The organism is Streptomyces sp. NPDC058955 (assembly GCF_042741435.1).
In the GTDB taxonomy this organism is placed as follows: Bacteria; Actinomycetota; Actinomycetes; order Streptomycetales; family Streptomycetaceae; genus Streptomyces.
Map to the genome: position 1 here is coordinate 73071 of NZ_JBHYKM010000013.1, position 19378 is coordinate 92448.

A 19378-nucleotide genomic window follows, 5' to 3' on the forward strand; every position below is an offset into this window, starting at 1 on the left:
CTCGCGCGACTCACACACAGAGACAGATCACGCAAGACCCGCGCCCCCCCCCCCCCCCCCCACGTCCGGGTTCTTCACGGCGAAGGTGCCGCCGAAGCCGCAGCACTCCTCCGCCCCGGGCAGCTCCACCAGCTCCAGGCCCTTCACGGCCTCCAGGAGGCGGCGCGGGCGCTCGCCCAATCCGAGCACGCGCAGGCCGTGGCAGGAGGGGTGGTAGGTGACCCGGTGCGGGAAGTACGCGCCGACGTCCGTCACGTCGAGGACGTCGACCAGGAACTCCGTCAGCTCGTACGTCCTCGGCAGGAGCGAGGAGGCGGCCTCGGCCAGCGCGTCGCCGCGCCCCTCGGCCCGGGCCCTGCGCCCGATCCTCGGGTAGTTGTCGCGGACCATGGCGACGCACGAGCCGGACGGGGCGACCACGTGGTCGTAGCCCTCGAAGGCACGGGCCATGCGGTGGACCAGCGGTTCGGTCTCGCGGCGATAGCCGGTGTTGTACTGCGGCTGTCCGCAGCAGGTCTGCGCCTCGGGGAAGTCCACGGTGACGCCGAGGCGTTCGAGGAGTCTCACGGTGGCGACGGCCGTGGCGGGATGGACCGCGTCGTTGACGCAGGTGGCGAAGAGGGCGACACGCATCAGGGGTTCCTCGGGGCGGGGTCGGGTCGGGCGGCGGCCGCGTCCCGGGCGGCGCTGTCACCCCGCGGGGCGTAGTGCCGCAGGTGGTGGGTGGAGACGATGAGCCGGCGCATGTCGGCGAGGTCCCCGACCAGGACGGCCGCGCGGGCCTGGACGAGGATGTTACCCAGCGCGGGGGCTTGGGTGGGGCCGGCGACGACGGGCAGGCCGGTGGCGTCGGCGGTGAGCCGTCACAGCAGGTCGTTGCGCGCGCTGCCGCCGACGGCGGGCCGCCTATCATGCGGCCTATGGCGGCTCAGGACGGCGGGGCGATCGTGATCGACGACAAGCGGATCGTGCGGGGTGACACGCGGCGGGCGGCGATCCGCGCCGCCGCGACCCGGGAGTTCGGGCGCAAGGGCTTCGAGAAGGCGCGGATCGCCGACATCGCGCGGGAGGCCGGCGTGACCGACGCGGGCGTGCTGCACCACTTCCCGCGCAAGCGGGACCTCTTCATCGCCGTCGTCGAGCTGCGGGAGGACGTCTACCGCGGGCTCCACGGGCGCGGGTTCGCGAGCGTGCGGGAGCTGTTCGACGGGCTGATCGGCGCGGTGCGGCTGGCGGCCGAGGATCCCGACCTGGTCCGGTTCCGCCGGATGCTGACGGGGGCCGCGAGCATCGAGGGGCATCCGATCGAGGGACGCCACCGGGAGAACCTGGAGCGCGCGCTGGACCTGTTCGTGCCGGTCGTCCGTCGGGGGGTCGAGAGCGGCGAACTCGCCGCGGACACCGACCCCGAGCAGATCGTGCTCGAACTGCTGGCCCTGAACGAGGGCATCCGGGACCAGTGGGTCACCCTCCCCGAACGCGTCGACTACGTCGGCGTGTTCACGGCCGCGGTCGACGGCCTCTACCGGCGCGCCGCCGCTTCCTGACACCGCCGGATGCCACCCCGGCACGCACGACGGGGCGGCATCCGGGCGGGGCGGTCAGGAGGCGGCGGGGGCGAGCAGCCGGCCGCGCAGCCGGGCGAGGGCGTCCTCGTCGAGCCCGTGGGCCGTCAGATAGCCGACGGCGCCGCCGTACCGGGTGTCGAGGAGGTCGAGCGTCCGCTCCATCACCGGGGCGGGACTGCCGCTGATCAGCGACGCGATGCCCGGGGTGATCTCGACGCCCATGGCGCGCACGGACGCCAGCATCCGGTCCGTCCACGCGCCGCGCAGTCGCGTCTCGCTGAGGGCGTAGTCGGCGACGATCTCGCCCCGGTCCACGCCCACGGCCTCCAGGACGAGCGCCACGGCCAGTCCCGTGCGGTCCTTGCCGGCCGTGCAGTGGACCAGGACGGCGCCGTCCTCGGTGTCGGCGACGAGGCGGGCGACGCGGGCGAAGGTGGGGCCCGCCGTGGCGAGGAGGCCCGCGTACAGGTCGTCCAGGCTCGGTATGTCGGTCATGCTCTGGGCGGCGCCGTCCAGCAGGGGCAGCCGGACGGTGACGGGGTGCGGGGCGGGCGGACCGGCGTCGGCCTCGCGCCGGGAGCGGAGATCGGCGACCAGGGAGATTCCGCCGCCGAGCAACAGCGCGCGTCCGGCCTCCGTCAGGGCCGCGGGGGCGGCGGAGCGGCACAGGACCGCGGGCCGGACGGTGCCGGTCGCGGCCTGGAGTCCGCCGACGTCACGGAAGTTGACGAGTTCCGCCGGTGCGCCGATGTGTCGTTCGTCGAGTCGCTGGTCGTGCACGGGATTCACAGGGATGCGTCCTTGATCGTTGTGGAGGGGACAGGGGAATGAGGTGTGGGGTCCGGGTCGCGGCGCAGGACCGGGCGGAGGCCCGGGAGGACGGCCAGCGAGAGCGCCACGGCGACGGCGGCCGTCAGATAGAGCGACGTGTAGTTCTGTGCGTGCCCGGAGACCGGGTCGGGGCCGCCGAGGGTGAGGACGAGCGGGGCGAGCGCGGGTGCCACCGACTGGGGGATCGTCTTGGCCAGGTTGAAGATGCCCAGGTACTTGCCCTCCTCGCCGGCGGGCAGGGTGCGCAGGACGAGGGCCAGGTCGATGGAGTAGTACGCGCCGAGGGCGAAGCCCGCGAGGAGGGTGCCGGCCCAGAACACCGCGAGGTCGCCGCTGAACGCCTTCATGAGCAGGGAGGCGGTCATCGCCGTGACGGCCGCGACGACGAAGGGCCGGTAGTCGCCGCGGCGCGCGGCGAGGTGGCCGCAGGCGAAGGCGGCCGCCACGTTGCACGCGGCTCCGGCGATGACGGCGAGGGATTGATGTTGTGCAGTTTATTGACGACAGTCGGTAGAACGCCTAATTTCACGGTGTCCTTCCCCCGATCCAGGGAGACCGCGATGCCCTCGTCCCCCGCCGCCTCACCCGAGCAGACCCGACAGCTCCGCCGGGTCGCCTTGTCCGGACTGCTCGGCACCGCCGTGGAGTTCTACGACTTCCTGGTCTACGGCACCGTCGCCGCCCTCGTCTTCGGCGAGCTGTTCTTCCCCGGCGCCGACCCCGCCGTGGGCACCATCGCCGCGTTCGGCACCTTCGCCGCCGGCTATGTCGCCCGCCCGCTCGGCGGCATCGTCTTCGGACACTTCGGCGACCGGCTCGGCCGCAAGAGCATGCTGCTGCTCACCATGGGCCTGATGGGCGGCGCCAGCTTCCTCATCGGTCTCCTCCCGACGTACGACGCCATCGGCGTGTGGGCGCCCGTCCTGCTCATCACCCTGCGCGTCGTCCAGGGCCTCGCCATCGGCGGCGAATGGGGCGGCGCCACGCTGATGGTCGTCGAGCACGCGGGGGAGCGGCGGCGCGGGCTGTGGTCCGGCTTCACCCAGATGGGCGCGCCGCTCGGCTCCCTGCTCTCCGCCGCCGTCGTCGGCCTCGTCTCCACGCTTCCCCGGGACGAGTTCGCCGCCTGGGGCTGGCGCGTGCCGTTCCTGCTGAGCGTGCTGCTGCTCGGCGTCGGACTCTTCGTACGGCTCAAGGTGACGGAGAGCCCGCTCTTCGACCAGGTCAAGAAGACACGGGCGGAGACCCGCATGCCGATCCTCGACGTCCTGCGCCGCCCCCGACAGGTCCTGCTGGCCTGCTGCGTCGGCATCGGCGCCTTCACCGCCCAGTCCCTGCTGACCAGCTACCTCATCGCGTACGCCACCGGCATCGGCTACCCCCGCCCCCAGGTGCTCACCGCGCTCACCGCGTCCGCGGCCGTCGCCCTCGTGGTGCTGCCCTGCGCCTCCGCGCTCTCCGATCGCGTCGGCCGCCGGCCGGTCGTCCTCGCCGGAGCCGTCGCCTCGGCCGCGACCGCCTTCCCGGTCCTCGCGCTGGTCGACGCGAAGTCACCGGGCGCGCTGATCCTCGCCGTGGTCATCGGCCACGGCGTCTGCCAGTCCCTCATGTACGCCCCGCTGGGCGCGCTGTTCAGCGAGATGTTCGGCACCCGCGTCCGCTACACCGGAGCCTCCCTCGGCTACCAGGGCGCCACCCTCATCGGTGCCGGCTTCTCGCCGATGATCGCCGGAAGCCTCGTCGCCGGCAGCGACAGCGGCACCCCCGTCGCCCTGCTGCTGTGCGGCGGCTCCGTCGTCACCGCCCTGACCGTGTGGCTCGTGCGCGAGACCAGCCGCACGTCCCTGTCCGACACCACGACCGGACCCGTCGGCACCCCCCGCGGAGAGGAGATCCCGGCATGACGACACGACACCCCCTCCGCACCCGCACCCGCGTGGCGTGCGCGACGGCCCTCCTCGTCGTCGCCGGCGCCCTCCCCACCTCCTCCGCCGCCGCGGACACCGACCCGGTGCACCTCGACGGCCGACTCCCCTCGGGCGCCACCTACGCGATGGACGTGCCCGCCCACTGGAACGGCACCGTCCTGCTCTTCAGCCACGGCTACCGCGACGCCCGCGGCCCCAACCCCGCCGAGGTCGCCCCCGACGCCGCCACCCGGGCCCTCCTGCTCCGCGACGGCTACGCGCTCATCGGGTCCTCGTACGCCACCGCCGGCTGGGCGGTCACGGACGCGGTCCCCGACCAGCTCGCCACCCTGACCGCCTTCACCGAACGCTTCGGGACGGCCACGCGCACCGTCGCCTGGGGACGGTCGTACGGCGGACTCGTCACCACCGCCCTCGCCGAGCGCGCCCCGCGACGGATCGACGGCTCCCTCTCCCTCTGCGGCCTCGTCCAGGGCGGCGTCGCCAACTGGAACAACACCCTCGACCCCGTCTTCGCCCTCAAGACGCTCCTCGCGCCGGACGCGGACCTCCCCCTGGTGGACATCGCCGACCAGACGGCCGCCACCGAGGCGGCCGACGAGCTCACCGCCGCCGTGGACGCGGCCCAGACGACACCCGAGGGCCGGGCCCGCATCGCCCTCGCCGCGGCCCTGCACAACATCCCGGTCTGGAACGACACCACGCAGCCCCGCCCCGACCCGACCGACCGGGACGCCCGGCAGGCCAACCAGTACCAGGCCGTCAAGGGCCTGCTGAAGGTCGCCGCGTTCAACTGGCGGCAGGAGGCCGAGACCCGCGCGGGCGGCAACATGTCCTGGAACACCGGCGTCGACTACGCCAGGCTGCTCGCCCGCTCCTCCGTCCGCGAGGAGGTCACCGAGCTCTACGACAAGGCCGGACTGTCCCTCGGCAAGGACCTCGCCACCCTTCGCACGGCCCCGCGCGTCAGCGCCGACCCGGACGCCGTCGCCTGGATGAGCCGCACCAGCTCTTTCACGGGCCGGCTGCGCAAGCCGCAACTGTCCGTCCACACCGTCGGCGACGCCCTCATCCCCGCCCAGGCGGAGAGCGCCCTGCGGCGCGCGGTCGGCGCGGCCGGCGCGACGCCCCTCCTGCGCCAGGCGTACACCGACAACGCGGGCCACTGCACCTTCAGCCCCGCCGAACACCTCGCGGCCCTGCACGCGCTGGAAGACCGCCTGACCACCGGCGCGTGGCACGGCACCGACCCGGACTCCCTCAACGCCCGGGCCAGGGCAGCCGATCCGACGACCCCGACCCGCTACGTCCCGTACCGCGCGACCCCCTACCCGCGCCCGTACGACCTCGCGCACCCCGCCGACGCCCGCTGAGAACGGCACGACCGCACGACCGCCCGCCGACGGCCCGGCGGGCGGACGTATCCTTTCCCGCGTGGAGGACAACACCGGGCAGGACACGTCGGAGGGGCCGCAGCAGCGCCCCCAGTCGCTCCTGCTCGCCTTCTTCGGCAACCACGTGCTGGAGGAGGGCGAGCTGGGCGTCTCCTCGGGCAGCGTCATCGACGTCCTCGGCCGCGTGGGGATCGGCGAGCAGGCCGTACGCTCCACCCTCACCCGCATGGTCAACCGCGGCCTCCTGCACCGCCGGCGCGTGGGCCGCAAGATGTTCTTCGGCCTGACCCCGCAGGCGCGGCGCGTCCTGGACGACGGCCGCACCCGCATCTGGCAGCAGAGCGCCGTCAACGACGACTGGGACGGCACCTGGACCCTGCTCGGCTTCTCCCTCCCCGACTCCTGGAAACGGGAGCGCCACGACCTCCGCTCGCACCTCACCTGGTCCGGCTTCGGCGCGCTGTACAGCGGACTGTGGATCGCCCCCGGCCGGGTCGACGTCTCCGCGACCGTCGCGGACCTCGGCCTCTCGGCGCACGTCAAGGTCTTCCACGCCGAGGCGGCCGAGTTCACCGACGTCGAGCAGATGATCCGCGACACCTGGGACCTGGAGTCCCTCGCCCACCGCTACGCCGCCTTCGACGCCCGCTGGACCGCCCGCCCCGGCACCGGCCCCGACGACGACCCGCTCGCCACCCGGCTCCGGCTCGTCGACGAATGGCTGTGGACCATCCGCACGGACCCCCGCCTCCCCGCCCGCCACCTCCCACCCACCTGGCCCGCCCGGGCGGCCCAGGAGACCTTCCGCCACGTCGCCGCACAGACGGAGGCACCCGCCCGGACGATGGCGCGGGAGATCCTTGAGACCACGCCCCTGCACGGAGAAGACACCCGGTGAGGGACGCGCGGCCGCGGCGACGCCACGCCCTCCGACCGTGACCTGCGATCCTCGCCCGCGCGCACGTGATGCCGCGCACACCGGGCCGGGACCCCGCCGCGCACGTGTTAGCTTCCGGCGGTGATGTTCAGGGCGGCGGACGACCGCGACCTCGGCGCGGCACCGTCCGCTCACGGCCCGGCGGCCGAGCCCGTGGGGGCAGGCTCCGCCGACCCCCTGGGACTGCTCGACCTGTTCGGGGACTCCTTCGTACGCGACCCCCACCCCTGGCTGGACCGGCTGCGGTCCGAGGCGCCCGTGCACCGGGACCCCGCCACCGGGCTGTGGCTGGTCAGCCGCCACCAGGACATCCGGCAGGTCCTGCTCGACACGGACCGGTACCTCCCCGACAACGCCCAGAGCGCCGTCACCCCGCTGCCCGTCGCCGTCATGCGGATCCTCGTCCGGGCCGGCTTCAGGCTCCCGCCCGCGCTCGCCAACAACGGGACCCCGAGCCACGCGGGACTGCGTCGGATCGTGTCGCGGTTCTTCGACGCGCGGAGCGTCGCCGGCGCCGTACCGACGATCGAGCGCATCGCCGGCGAACTGCTCGACGCGCCGGCCGGACGCGGCACGGACCGCGCCGACCTCGACCTCTTCGGCTCCTTCGCGCAGATCCTCCCCTGCCGGGTGCTGATGGAACTCCTCGGGATCCGCGGTGTCGACCCCGCCACCCTGATCGCCTGGAGCGACGCCTCACTGGAGCTGTTCTGGGGCAGGCCCACGCCCGCACGGCAACGGGAGCTGGCGGAACTCGTCGCGGAGTTCCACCAGTGGCTCGCCGCCACCGTCCGCGGCGACACCGCGCCGCCCGGCTCCTTCGTCGCCGCGCTCGCCGCCCACCGGCTGCCCGACGGCACGCCCCTGGACGCCGACACGGCGGTGGCCGCCTGCTTCTTCGTGTTCATCGCCGGCCAGTCCACCACCGGCCAGCTCCTCGCGACCGTGCTCCGCAGCGCCCTCGCCGAGCCCGGCATCTGGCCGCGCGCGGCGGCGGAGCCGGGCCTGGCCGAGGCGTGGGTGGAGGAGGTCCTGCGCCGTGAACCGCCCGTGACCACCTGGCGCAGGGTGACCGCGGAACCCACCCGCCTGGGCGGAGTGGACCTGCCCGCGGGCGCCCACGTGCTGCTGATGCTGATGGGCAGCGGCTCCGACCCGGACGTCTTCCCGGACCCGGCGCGGATGTGCCCGCGACGGCACAACGCCCGTGGCCACCTCGCCTTCGGAGCCGGCCGCCACCTCTGCCCCGGCGCCACCCTGGCCCGTACGGAGGCGGCGGTCGCCCTGCGGGCGGCGGCGCGCCGCCTGCCCGGCCTCCGCCCGGCGGACGCGTCGGCGGAACCTCCCATGCTCGGCCTGCTGTCGTTCAGGGCTCCCTTGCAGGTGAGGGTCGAGAGGTAGGGGAACGGCGACGCCACCGGGCGGTGCGCCGATCACCCCAGCATGCGGGCCCGAACCTTCCGCTTCTATGGCAAGGCGCGCCACACCTGGGTCCCCGGATGTGGTGGGACGACATGTGGGCGCGGCTCCCCGCCGTTCCTCAGGATGTCCGCATCTCACCCCCATCTGGAGATGCGAAATGACGATCAGGAAGATTCTCGTCGCCGCCCTGGCGGTCGTCGGCATCGCCGCCACGACGGCCGGCGGCGCGACGGCGGCCGTCCCGGCGCCGACGACGGGCCCGCTGCAGCAGTACGACATCAGCTCGACGTACGTGAGCGGGCTCTCGTCCGGCGGGTTCATGGCCAACCAGATGCACGTCGCCCACTCCGATGTCTTCCAGGGCGCCGGCATCTTCTCGGCCGGCCCGTACGACTGCGCCCAGAACAACCTCAACACGGCCCTGTACGCGTGCATGGACACCTTCCAGACCCGCAAGTCTCCAGCTCAGCTCGAGCAGTTGACCCGGGACCGGGCGGCCGCCGGCAAGGTGGACCCGGTCGCCAACCTCTCCGGCGACAAGGTCTGGCTGTTCCACGGGACCAACGACAGCACGGTCAAGGCGCCCGTGAACGACGACCTCGCCACCTACTACCGCGACCTCGGGGCGGACGTCGTCTACGACAACACGTCCGCCTCGGGGCACGCCTGGGTCAGCCCGATCGGCCCCAACTCCTGCACCTCCACCAGCTCGCCGTACATCAACGACTGCGGCGGCGACCCGGTGAAGGACATGCTGACCCACCTGCTCGGCAGCGTGAAGCCCGCCAGTTCCTCCGCCCTGACCGGAAAGCTGGTCCGGTTCGACCAGAGCGCGTACACGCCCGGCGGCAGCCCCGGCGCGATCAGCATGGGCGACGAGGGCTTCGCCTACGTGCCGCAGTCCTGCCAGAGCGGCGCCTCCTGCACACTGATGGTCACCCTCCACGGCTGCTACCAGTACTTCGGCCTGGTCGGCAACGCGCTCATGGACAAGGCGTACCTCAACGAGTACGCCGACACCAACGACATGATCGTCCTGTACCCGCAGGCGACGACCATGACCGGCAACCCCCGCGGCTGCTGGGACTGGTGGGGATACAAGTCCGCCGACTACGCCCAGAAGAGCGGCCCGCAGATGACGGCCGTGATGAACATGGCCAAGGCACTCGGCGCCGCCGGCACCACGAACCCCCCGGGCTCGCTCCCCGCCCCCACCGGCCTGGCCGTCACGGCCACCACGGACACCACCGCGTCCCTGTCCTGGAGCGCGGTGCCCGGCGCGGCCTCGTACCACGTCTACCGCGACGGCACGAAGGTGAACAGCGCCCCGGTCACCGCCACCACCCACACGGACTCCGGCCTGACCGCCGGCACCACGTACGGCTACACGGTCGCCGCCGTGGACTCCGCCGGCGCGGTCGGCGCCCGGTCCGGCGCGGTGAACGCCACCACCACCGGCTCCGTCGCGGTGTGCGTGACCGCCACCAACTACGCCCACACCCAGGCCGGCCGCGCCCACCAGTCCGGCGGCTACGCCTACGCCAACGGTTCGAACCAGAGCCTCGGCCTGTGGAGCGTCGGAGTCTCCAGCACCATCAAGGAGACCTCCCCGGGCCACTGGGTGAAGTGCTGACGCCCTGCCCCCGGAACGGTGAGACCTCGCCCGTGGACTCCCACGGGCAAGGCCTCACCGCACGCCCTCCCAGAGGAGACGTTCCGCCGCGCGCGGGTCGTCGACCGGAGCGGCGGTGGCCGCGGCGCCGAAGACCATCGTCGTCCGGTTCCCCGCCGGGTCGTACGACGGCCAGCCGGGATCGCCCGTCGTCGCGAAGGAGACCCAGGCCCCGTGGACGGCGTCCGCGAGGGCCTGGGGCGGGTCCGCGCCGAGGAGCGGGGCGGAGGACGGATCGTGGAGGCGGTCGAAGACGAAGGGCAGTTCGAGGGCGTGGCAGGCGCCGAGGGCCCCGTCGAACCGCGGGGAGCGCCAGGCGAACTCGTAGAGGTACGAACCCGGGACGGCTTCGGCGAGACGGACGGCGGGGATCCGGTAGAACCAGTCGGTCGCCACCGCGTCGAGGAGCGCGCCCGGCGCGGCGGCGGGGCGGGCCGCCCGGTAGACGGGCAGGGCCTCGGCCGGGTCGAGACCGTAGGCCGCGGTCATGGCGTGCAGGGCGGACGCCGGCACGGAGCCGAGACGTCCGGTGGGGACCAGGAAGAGGCGGTACTCCTCGCGGTTGCTGCCCACCAGGAGGTCGACGCCGCAGTCCGGTCCGGGGAGAGCGAGGTCCGGGAGGACCGGTTCGAAGGGCATCAGGTTGCGGGCGACCTCACCCCACCGGGCCGGTTCGGCGGACACCTCCGCACGCAGTTCCGCCTGGGCGGGCAGGAGCGCACGCAGGGGGACCGCCGCGAACGCCTCCGGAGTGGGCTCGATGCCCAGCTTCTCCGCCAGGCGGGCCGCCACCAGGTCGGCCGAGGAGGGACGCAGGAAGTGATGGCAGGCGCCGCTCTGGAGGATCGCCCGGCGGAACAGGCCCCGGGCCGCGTCCATGGTCAGGAGCGCGCCGATGCTCATCGCGCCCGCCGACTCGCCGAAGACGGTCACCCGCTCCGGATCGCCGCCGAAGGAGGCGATGTTGTCCTGGACCCAGCGGAGGGCGGCGATCTGGTCGAGCAGGCCGCGGTTGTCGGGCCGGCCGGGCAGCCGCAGGAAGCCGTCCGCTCCCAAACGGTAGTTGAGCGTGACGCAGACGACGCCGTCGCGCGCGAAGGCGCTCCCGTCGTACGCGGACACCGATCCCGCGCCGTTGCTGAACGCCCCGCCGTGCAGCCAGACCATCACCGGCAGGCCGGCGCCCCGCTCCGGGGCCGGGGTCCAGACGTTGAGGTTGAGGCAGTCCTCGCCAGGGATCTCGTGGTCCGGCACGAGGGCGTCGAACGGCGGCGCGTAGGGGGCGTGCGGCGCGGTCGGGCCGTGGGCCGTGGCGTCCCGGACGCCGGTCCAGGGCTCGGGCGGCGCCGGCGCGAGGAACCGCAGGGCGCCGAAGGGCGGAGCGGCGTACGGGACGCCGAGGAACGCGGTCACGCCGGAGGGGGAGGTCCGGCCGCGGACCTCCCCCTGGCGCGTGCGGCACACCGTCATGCCGACAGGACCTCCAGCAGCGCCGTGCCGAACTCCTCGGGGCGTTCCAGGTGGACGGCGTGCCCGGCGTCCGCCACGACGACCTCCCGCACCGGGCCGCCGGCCGCCGCGTACCGGTCCAGGACGTGACGCGTCTGCGCCAGCATCGGCTGCGCCGGGGTGCCGTCCCATCCCGGGACCGCGCCGAGCGCGCCGAGGTGCGCCAGGTCGAACATCGAGGTGTCGGAGACGATGACGTCGTCCTCGCCCCGGATCCACAGGACGGGCGGCTTGGGGTCGACGAGGTGCAGGTCGTCGACGCGGAAGTGGGTCGGGGCGAGGCAGTTGAGCACCCCGCGCGTGCCCGGCGCGATCCCCGGCCAGGCGGCCGAGGCCGTGCTGTCGCCGGGGTAGTGGTCGTCGCCGGTGCGGGTGGTGAGCATGGACTCGACGTACGCGTCCTCGTGCGCGGGGCGCAGCGGCGGCTTGACGTAGCAGGTCGTCAGGACGGTGCGGGGCGAGAGCGGGGAGCCCTCGCTCCGGTCGCCCTCGGCGAGGAGCCGGACGAACTCCGGGTTGGCGGTGCCGCCGCCGGACCCGGCGCCGTCGGCGGAGTTGAGGGTGCCGTCCACGCCGTGCGTACCGCCGAAGCCGTAGGGGGAGACCGGGTTGACCAGGGTCAGGGACCGCACGGCGGCCGGGTGGTCGCGCAGGTACTGCAGGACGACACCGCCGCCCATGGACCAGCCGACCAGGTGGGCCCGGTCGATGTCGAGGGCCACCAGCAGCTCGGCGAGGTCGTCGGCGTAGTCCCGCAGGCCGCGGGTGGCGTCGACGGGCAGGGGGTCGGTCCCGCCGAAACCGCGCAGGTCGACGGCGAGGGGCCGGTAGCGGTCCGGGAGCGCGGCCATGGCCGAGTGCCAGAAGACGGAGGAGGAGACGTTGCCGTGGACGAAGACGACGGGTTCGCCGTCGGCCCTGGCCTCGGTGATCTGCTGGGTCAGTCGGCCGGTGGTGACACGGCGGGTGGGGAGCGTGGTCATGGTTCTTCCGGGTCCTTGTCGAGGTTCTCGTCGCGGTTTCTCGTCGCGGGTTCCTGCGGCGGGCTCCTGCCGGGGGTCGGTCAGGAGAGCCAGGCGGCGACCTGGGCGGCGGCGCCGCTGTGCCAGCCCAGTTCGAGGTGGTTGGCGGTCGCGATCGTGGCCTTGCCGCCGACGGTGGGGATGCCGGTGGTGTCGAGCGCGCTGGAGACGAAGACGACGCCGTCGCTGGGCCCGCGGTTCTCGTTGAAGATGCCGAGGACGTCGGCGGAGCCGCCGGCCAGCAGGTACGTGGTGACGGACGCCGGCACTCCGGCGCCGTGCAGCGGGGCGATGAGCGATCCGGCGTCGATGGCGGCCTGGATGCCGCTGCCGGCCGTGTAGAAGCCCTGGCCGCCGTAGTAGGTCGTGTACCAGTCCTGGGCGGCGCCGTCGACTCCGTACACCCCGTCCCAGCGGGCCAGCATCTGCCGCTGGCCGGGGTAGTTGTCGTGTCCGCCGGCCGGTGTCATCGAGAACTCGGGGTGGGCCGTGTACAGGCCGTAGCAGGTCATGTGGGAGTGCGGGGAGGGCGCGTTGATCTTGCCTCCGCACTCCGGCCAGACGGAGAAGTCGTGGGCCCAGCCGTGGGCGTACGGGTAGTCGTAGCCGCCGTTCGGGCCGCCGAGGGTGACCAGCCGCCGTACGTCACCGGCGTAGGCCCGTCCCCAGCTCGGTTTCACGGACGACACGTACGCGCGCGTGGACATCTCGCCCTTGCTCCAGCCGACCAGATCGACCGCGGCGACGCCCAGCTTCGCCTTGATGACGGCGATCGCGTCGCCGACGATCTGCGCCTGCATCAGGTTGTCGCCCTGTTTGTGCGCGAAGCCGACGGCGAAGACGCGGTGCCCGCGCGCGGAGAGGTACTGCATCAGGCCCGTGGACGGGCAGGAGGCGGCGCCGCAGCCGTAGCCGCCGGACTCGCCGGGGTTGGCCCAGGCGCGGTCCGCGGTGTCGTTCGCGCCGTGCACGAGGAGGACGGGCGTGGTGCGGGCGCCGGTGTTCCAGCCGGGGGCCGAGTAGAGCAGGAACCGGTCGGAGGAGGGCCGGGCGACACCGCCGAAGTACGTGACGCGCTTGCCGTCCTGGTCGCCGCGCCCGTCCGCCGGATAGCCCTCGGTGCGGAAACCGCTGGTCGTGTCGCGGTAGCGCTCCACGCCCGCCCACCCGTTGGTGACGGTGCCGGCGCCGTAGCTCGCCTCCAGGGTGAGGTACGGGGGCGGCGCGGCGGCGGCGGTCACCGTCGTGCCGCTCGCGGCGCCGGAGGGTGCCAGCACGGTCGCGGCGACGATGCCCAGCAGGGCCAGGGCGCGTGCGGCGCGCGACGGCCATCGACGCCCCGCCTTCCAACGGCCGGTCATGTCCACGTCTCTCCCTTCGCGCGCGGCTGCGCGTCCGCCGGTGCCGTCCGGGCACGGGGTGGCACACGCTAGACGGGCCGTGCGGGCGAGGGGCATGTGGGTGCCCCACACAATGGAGGTCCGTTCCATGGTGCGGGGCGCGGCAGCGAGGCGTATCGACAGGGAGCCGTGTCGGCAGGGGGCGCCGTCAGCGGCCGACGGGGTCGCCGTCCGCGCCGTCGGTCCGGCCGATCATCATCAGGTGGCCGCCGTGGTGCAGGGGCGTGCTCAGCCGTACCCGGGACGTCTCCTCGCCGGTCCGCGCGTCGACGAGGTGGATCTCGCCGTGGCCGCCACGGGTGACGGCCACGAGGTCGGAGCCGGGTGAGGCGGCGACCGCGCGGCGTTCGACGCCTTCCCAGGGCGTGCCGCCGGCCTTCGGGGCGCCGTCCATGGCGGGCAGGGGGACGCGCCGGAGGGCGTGGTCGGCGTCCAGGAGGACGAGTTCGTCGCCGTCGGGGTGGACCCGGGTGAAGGCGGTGTGGTTGCGGGCGAGTGCCAGGCGGAAGACCAGGCCGGGACCGAGGTCGGTGAGGGACGTGCGGCCCGTCGTCAGGTCGTGGCGCCACGCCTGGTTCGTCCACTCGTGCCAGCGCAGCGGGTCGGGCGAGCCGCCGCGCAGCGTGGTCCACAGGGCCGGCCGGCGGGTGTCGAGGCGCAGGTACCAGCCCCGGGCGGGGGATTCCCACGGGATCACCGCGCCGGTCAGGAGCGTGTCGCCGTCCCGGCGGGCCGTGTGCACTCCGGCCGCCGTGGCCGCGAACACCCGTCCGGTGACCGGGTCGTGGGCGTCGCCGTGTCCGTCGTCGGGCAGCGGCAGCAGCGCGTGGGGCGGGGCGGCGGGGCACCCGGGCGGGGCCGCGAGGAGGTCCGCGAACCGGTGGGCGGCCAGCCCGCCCGGTGTCCTGTGGCGCAGTACGGCGAGCGGGTCGCCGCCGCCCAGGACGGTCACGCCGGGCTCGTCGGCGCGGGTGCGGACGCGGGCGCTCTCGCCGGTGGCCAGGTCGACGACCGTCAGGAGGTCCGACCACGGTGTGGTGTTCTTGCCCAGGCCGGTCGTCACGGCCAGGTGGCGGCCGGTGGGATCGCAGGCCAGGTGTTCGGCCGGCACGGCGACGGGGACCGCGCGTTCCACGAGGTCGGCGCCGAACGGGTCCAGGACGAGGAGCTCGCCCCGGCGGTCGTCGACACAGGCCACCCGCCCGCCCGGCAGGGCCAGGAACCCGGCGTGCTCGGAGAGATGGCGTCCGGTGAGGCGGGCCGTGACGGTGCCGTCGGGGACGGCCAGCACGGAGACGGATCCGGCCACGTGGTCGGAGACGAGGAGCGCGGTAGCGGGCAAGGGGTCCTCCAGGGCGATCAGGTGAAAATGATTATCATGTATGTTCTGTGCGTTCCAGGTTCCCGAGAAGAAATGAAGGCACCCATGCTGAGCGCACCGTCGAGATCCGTACGCAGTTGGCTCACCGCGGCCGTGCTGGGTTCCGTCCTGGTCGGCTGCGGCGCGCCCTCGGAGGCGCCCGCGCAGGACAAGCCCCGTCCGGTCGCGAAGGCCGAGGTCACCGTCGAACCCATCGAGGCGGCGACGGAGTTGACCGACGTCAACGGCGTCCGGATCGCCCTGGAGAAGAAGCCGGAGCGGATCGTCTGCCTCTTCGCGCTCTGCGACGACATCCTGACCGAACTCGGCATCGTGCCGGCCGCCACCAACAGCGCCCTGCTCTCCCACCCCCGCTTCCTCGGCGAGGCCGAGGCGAAGAAGGTCCCCGTCGTCCCCGGCGGATTCATCGCCCCGGAGGTGGAGGCGATCCTCTCCCACAAGCCGGACCTCGTGATAGGCCTCGGGGACACCCACGGCAAGCTCGCCCCGGCACTGAAGGGCGCCACCACGTTCTGGGCCATGCAGCCCGAGACGTGGGAGGACAGCGTGGGCTACCTGCGCGACACGGCCGCCCTCACCGGCCGCACCGAGGCGGGGGAGAAGGCCGAGAAGGCTTTCCGGGCCAAGCTCGCGGCGGCCGAGAAGACGCCGAGCGACAAGACCGCCCTCATCATCTACGGCAGTGACGAGAACTTCGGCGTGGCCACCCCGGACGGCGACGTCACCGCCAGCCTGTTCCCCCGGTTCGCCGACTACCCGTGGAAGTCCCGGGGCGTCGAAGGCAGTTACAGCCTGGAGGAGATCCTCGCCCAGGACGTCGACGTGCTGTTCGTCGAGACGATGAGCTTCGGCGGCGCCGACGGCAAGCTGTCGGAGAAGCTGGCGAAGAACCCGCTCTGGGGCAAGATCCCGGCGGTGCGCGACGGCGCCGTCCACGAGGTGGACTCCGAGGTGTGGGCCAAGGGGCGCGGCACCCGCTCGATGGGCATCGTCCTCGACGAGGCCACGGCCGCGCTGCGGTGAGCGCCACCCCCTCCGCAGGAACCGGCCGCTCCCCGGGGGCCGGCCCCTCCCCGGTGGCCGTCACGCCCTCGGAGCCGGCCGGTGCGGCCGGCCGGCTCCGGCGCCGCGGACGGGCCTGGCAGCCGGTCCTCGTGATCGCGATGCTGGGCGCCGCGTCGGTGTGCCAGCTGTGTCTCGGCACCCCCTTCGTCCCGCCGCACCGGCTGCTCGGCGCGGTGCTGGACGGAGAGGCCACGCTCGCCGGCATCGTCGTCACCGAACTCCGCATCCCCCGCCTGGTGTTGGCGATCGTCGCCGGGGCCTGTCTGGGGGCGGCGGGGCTCGTGCTCCAGGAGGCGCTCCGCAACCCGCTGGCGGTCCCGGAGATGCTGGGCGTCTCCTCCGGCGCGGCCCTCGGGGTCGCGGCGCCGCTGGTCCTCGCCCTGTCCCTGCCCGCCGGGGTCCAGCCGCTGCTGGCCCTCGGCGGGGCGGTGCTCGGCGGCGGGCTCACCCTGCTCGCCGCCGGTCTCGGGCGCAGCCCCTCCGCCGTGCTCCTGACCGGCGCCGCCGTCGCCGCCGCGCTCCAGGCGGCGCTGCTCGTCCTGATGGTGATGGCCGACCAGCTCGACCTCCAGCTCATCTACCGCTACCTGCTCGGCTCCCTGTCCGCCCGGACCTGGGACGACGTCGCGGGACTGTGGCCGTGGCTGCTCGTCGCGGCACCGGCCCTCGTGCTGTGCGCGCCGGTGCTCTCGGTGATGCGGCTGGGCGACGCCGACGCCGAGGCGCTGGGGGTGCGCGCCCAGCGGGCCCGGCTGGCGGCCCTCGCCATCGCCGTCGTGCTGATCGCGCCCGTGACGGCGGTGTGCGGTCCCGTGGCCTGGGTGGGCTTCCTCGCACCCCACCTGGGCCGGTGGTTCGGCCCCGATGCCGGAGCGGTGCGGTGGCTCGTGTGGTCGGCCGCGTGGGGAGCCGTGGTCGTGGCCGTCGCCGACGTCCCCGCCCGGCTCGCACTGGCCCCCGTCGAGACACCGGCCGGTGCCTGGACGGCGCTGCTGGGCGTGCCGGCCGGCGTCGCGCTGATGCGGACCCGGCGCCGGAACCGTACGACCGGGGTAAGCGCACCGCTGGGCGGACCCCGTACGCCGGAACCTGCCGCGGCGACGGACGCGGCACCCGAGGGCACGCGCCCACCGGCCTCCTCCGGAACGACCCGGGCGGAGGGCGCGCGGTGACCCGGCGATTCGCGGTCCTCGTGGCCCTGGCCGTCGTCTGCGCCGGGGCGGAACTGGTGGCCGGGCGCGGGATGTCGCCGGCCACCGCCTGGGACGTGCTCGCAGGCGGCGGGGACGCGACGGAGCGTCACATCCTCTTCCAGCTGCGGATCCCCAGGACGCTGGTGGCGCTGGGCGCCGGAGCCGGCCTGGCCGTCGCCGGACTGGTCCTCCAGTCCGCGCTGCGCAACCCCCTCGCCGGGCCCGAGGTGACCGGTGTGACACCGGGCGCGGTCCTCGGTGCGGTCACCGCGACCGCCCTGGGGTTCGCCGGCTGGGACTCGCCCCTGGCCGTGGTCGTCGCCGCCTGCGTGGGCGGGTGCGCCGGAGCGCTCCTGCTGTGGCTGCTCGCCGGCCGTACCGGGGGAGACCCCGCCCGTACCGCCGTCCATGGGGTCCTGGTGTCGGCGGTGCTCGGCGGGTTCACCGCCATGGTGCTGCTCGTCGAGCCGGGCGAACTCGGCAGCGTCGTCCAGTGGTTGGTGGGCACCACCGAGGGCCGGGTGTGGGAGCACTGGCACCTGCTGTGGCCCTGGGCGCTGCTCTGGGGAGCGGCGGCCTGGCTGCTCACGGGGCCGCTGACGCTGCTGCGCTGCGGCGACGACACCGCCCGGGCGGCCGGGCTCTCCGTCCACCGGGCCCGCGCGCTCGCCCTGCTCTGCGCCGTGGCGCTGACGGCCGGCGCCGTGGCCGCCGTCGGGGCGCTCGGCTTCGTGGGCCTCCTCGTTCCGCACCTCGCCGTCGCCGTCTTCGGCGCGGACCTGCGCGCCGGCCTGCCCGGCGCGGCGGTGCTGGGCGCGGTCGTGGTGTGCGGGGCGGACGCGGCGGCGCAGCTGTCCTCGCGGCTGCTCGCCGACACGCTCGACGCCGGGCGGCTCACGCTCCCGGTGGGGGCGCTCACCGCCTGTCTCGGCGCGGCGCTGCTGCTCGTCGTCGTGCGGCGCGCGCCGGACCGTACGTACTGAAGCCGACGGAGGACGGAACAACATGACCCAGTCCATGGGGATCCACGTCGAAGGCGTCCACTTCGGCTACCCCGCGCGCCCCGTGCTGCGGGGCGTCGACCTGACCGTGCGGCCGGGCGAGCTGACCGCGCTCATCGGCCTCAACGGCTGCGGCAAGTCGACGCTGCTGCGGCTGGCCGCCGGCCTGCTGAAGCCGGACCGGGGGCGCGTACGCCTCGGCGGGGAGGACCTGGCCGGGCTCTCCCGGCGGGCCACCGCCGCGAGGGTGGCGCTCCTGCACCAATCCGCGCCCTCCGTCCCCGGTATGACGGTCCGTCATCTGGTGCGGCAGGGGAGGTACGCGGCCCGCGGACCGCTCGGGATGCTGCGCGAGGGGGACGACCCCGTCGTGCGGCGGGCGCTGCGCGACGTCGGCGTGGAGGAGTGGGCCGACCGGGACGTCGACGCGCTGTCCGGGGGCGAGCGGCAGCGGGTACGGCTCGCGATGGCGCTCGCCCAGGACACCCGCGTCCTGCTGCTCGACGAGCCGACGACGTACCTCGATCTGCACCACCAGCTCGACGTGCTGCGGACCGTGGTCCGGCTGCGCGAGGAGCGCGGGCTCACGGTGGTGATGGTGCTGCACGACCTGGCCCACGCGGCCCGGTTCGCCGAGCGGATCGTCGCGCTGCGCGACGGGCGGGTGGTGGCCGACGGCAGCCCGAAGGAGGTCGTCACGCCGGGGCTGCTCGCGGAGGTGCTGAACGTCGCGGGGCGGGTCGGGAGCGACCCCGAGGGCGGCTGGCCGGTGTGTTACCCAGATCACCCTCTTCCTGATCGGGAAGATCTAGAAAATGAAAATCACTTCCATTAGTGTCGTTCACGGCGCTCGACCGAACGCCTCAACTGCCTTACAGAAAAGGTGAGTTCATGAACAACGAGCAGATCTTCTCCCCGATCGTCGACCCGGGCCAGCTCGCCCACGACTCGGCCTCCCACTCCAACGCCCTCGTCGAGAACCCCTTCGAGGACACCGAGGAGTAAGCGAGGGACCTCCTCCCTCGACCGTGGGCCCGCCCGTTGCCGTTCGGGCG

At 74.0% G+C, this 19378-nt stretch carries 16 protein-coding genes and 3 pseudogenes; 11 read left to right on the forward strand and 8 right to left on the reverse strand.

Annotation, left to right across the window (positions count from 1 at the left end):
* Positions 1–60: 60 nt before the first annotated feature.
* Together ACFW1I_RS08525 and ACFW1I_RS08530 are read right to left on the reverse strand one after the other, a co-directional pair.
* A pseudogene (locus ACFW1I_RS08525) lies at positions 61–633 on the reverse strand ((Fe-S)-binding protein); the annotation flags it as partial.
* Positions 633–896, reverse strand: a pseudogene (locus ACFW1I_RS08530) (FGGY-family carbohydrate kinase); the annotation flags it as partial. The pseudogenes ACFW1I_RS08525 and ACFW1I_RS08530, both read right to left, overlap by 1 nt.
* A gap of 24 nt (positions 897–920) precedes the next feature.
* Here ACFW1I_RS08530 and ACFW1I_RS08535 point away from each other — a divergent pair.
* Positions 921–1547: a TetR/AcrR family transcriptional regulator gene (locus ACFW1I_RS08535; RefSeq protein WP_384667499.1), complete on the forward strand. Its 627-nt coding sequence runs from the start codon at positions 921–923 to the stop codon at positions 1545–1547.
* A gap of 54 nt (positions 1548–1601) precedes the next feature.
* Here ACFW1I_RS08535 and ACFW1I_RS08540 read toward each other — a convergent pair whose 3' ends face one another.
* Positions 1602–2357, reverse strand: coding sequence for a tyrosine-protein phosphatase (locus ACFW1I_RS08540; protein ID WP_384667502.1), 756 nt, complete (start codon positions 2355–2357; stop codon positions 1602–1604).
* Positions 2354–2869: pseudogene (locus ACFW1I_RS08545) on the reverse strand (MFS transporter); the annotation flags it as partial. The pseudogene ACFW1I_RS08545 and the gene ACFW1I_RS08540, both read right to left, overlap by 4 nt.
* Positions 2870–2959: 90 nt before the next feature.
* Here ACFW1I_RS08545 and ACFW1I_RS08550 point away from each other — a divergent pair.
* The 5 genes from ACFW1I_RS08550 (at position 2960) to ACFW1I_RS08570 (ending at position 9713) form a co-directional block, all read left to right on the forward strand.
* The gene (locus ACFW1I_RS08550; protein WP_384667505.1) at positions 2960–4303 is read left to right on the forward strand and encodes an MFS transporter; all 1344 of its coding nucleotides are present in this window, start codon (positions 2960–2962) and stop codon (positions 4301–4303) included.
* Positions 4300–5700 (forward strand): hypothetical protein, encoded by a 1401-nt coding sequence (locus tag ACFW1I_RS08555; RefSeq protein WP_384667508.1) that lies wholly within the window; start codon positions 4300–4302, stop codon positions 5698–5700. The genes ACFW1I_RS08550 and ACFW1I_RS08555 overlap by 4 nt, the downstream gene beginning before the upstream one ends.
* A 61-nt stretch (positions 5701–5761) precedes the next feature.
* On the forward strand, positions 5762–6619 hold the full coding sequence (locus ACFW1I_RS08560) for a PaaX family transcriptional regulator C-terminal domain-containing protein (protein WP_384667511.1): 858 nt from the start codon (positions 5762–5764) through the stop codon (positions 6617–6619).
* 123 nt (positions 6620–6742) lie between these two features.
* Positions 6743–8059 (forward strand): cytochrome P450, encoded by a 1317-nt coding sequence (locus ACFW1I_RS08565; RefSeq protein ID WP_384667545.1) that lies wholly within the window; start codon positions 6743–6745, stop codon positions 8057–8059.
* A 178-nt stretch (positions 8060–8237) separates the two neighbouring features.
* On the forward strand, positions 8238–9713 hold the full coding sequence (locus ACFW1I_RS08570; RefSeq protein WP_384667514.1) for a fibronectin type III domain-containing protein: 1476 nt from the start codon (positions 8238–8240) through the stop codon (positions 9711–9713).
* Positions 9714–9767: 54 nt separating this feature from the next.
* On the opposite strand, the gene ACFW1I_RS08575 is transcribed toward ACFW1I_RS08570, so the two are convergent.
* From ACFW1I_RS08575 to ACFW1I_RS08590, 4 genes are all read right to left on the reverse strand, one after another.
* Positions 9768–11222 carry a carboxylesterase/lipase family protein gene (locus tag ACFW1I_RS08575; protein WP_384667516.1) on the reverse strand — a complete coding sequence of 485 codons (1455 nt, stop codon included), beginning with the start codon at positions 11220–11222 and terminating at the stop codon, positions 9768–9770.
* A complete protein-coding gene (locus ACFW1I_RS08580) occupies positions 11219–12244 on the reverse strand; it encodes an alpha/beta fold hydrolase (RefSeq protein ID WP_384667518.1) in 1026 nt (341 codons plus the stop codon). The genes ACFW1I_RS08575 and ACFW1I_RS08580 overlap by 4 nt, the downstream gene beginning before the upstream one ends.
* Positions 12245–12324: 80 nt before the next feature.
* Positions 12325–13644 (reverse strand): esterase/lipase family protein, encoded by a 1320-nt coding sequence (locus ACFW1I_RS08585; RefSeq protein ID WP_384667519.1) that lies wholly within the window; start codon positions 13642–13644, stop codon positions 12325–12327.
* Positions 13645–13831: 187 nt separating this feature from the next.
* Entirely contained in the window at positions 13832–15025 is a 1194-nt protein-coding gene (locus ACFW1I_RS08590) for a hypothetical protein (protein WP_384667522.1), read from the reverse strand.
* Between the two features lie 84 nt (positions 15026–15109).
* Here ACFW1I_RS08590 and ACFW1I_RS08595 point away from each other — a divergent pair, with 84 nt between their 5' ends.
* The 5 genes from ACFW1I_RS08595 to amiA all read left to right on the forward strand — a co-directional run bounded on the left by ACFW1I_RS08595 (position 15110) and on the right by amiA (position 19328).
* Entirely contained in the window at positions 15110–16087 is a 978-nt protein-coding gene (locus ACFW1I_RS08595; protein ID WP_384667524.1) for an ABC transporter substrate-binding protein, read from the forward strand.
* Positions 16088–16227: 140 nt separating this feature from the next.
* On the forward strand, positions 16228–17301 hold the full coding sequence (locus ACFW1I_RS08600) for a FecCD family ABC transporter permease (RefSeq protein ID WP_384667547.1): 1074 nt from the start codon (positions 16228–16230) through the stop codon (positions 17299–17301).
* A complete protein-coding gene (locus tag ACFW1I_RS08605) occupies positions 17298–18305 on the forward strand; it encodes a FecCD family ABC transporter permease (protein WP_384667527.1) in 1008 nt (335 codons plus the stop codon). The genes ACFW1I_RS08600 and ACFW1I_RS08605 overlap by 4 nt, the downstream gene beginning before the upstream one ends.
* Before the next feature lie 22 nt (positions 18306–18327).
* On the forward strand, positions 18328–19158 hold the full coding sequence (locus ACFW1I_RS08610; RefSeq protein ID WP_384667530.1) for an ABC transporter ATP-binding protein: 831 nt from the start codon (positions 18328–18330) through the stop codon (positions 19156–19158).
* 56 nt (positions 19159–19214) lie between these two features.
* On the forward strand, positions 19215–19328 hold the full coding sequence (amiA, locus tag ACFW1I_RS08615) for a streptamidine family RiPP (protein ID WP_319013510.1): 114 nt from the start codon (positions 19215–19217) through the stop codon (positions 19326–19328).
* Positions 19329–19378: the final 50 nt, after the last annotated feature.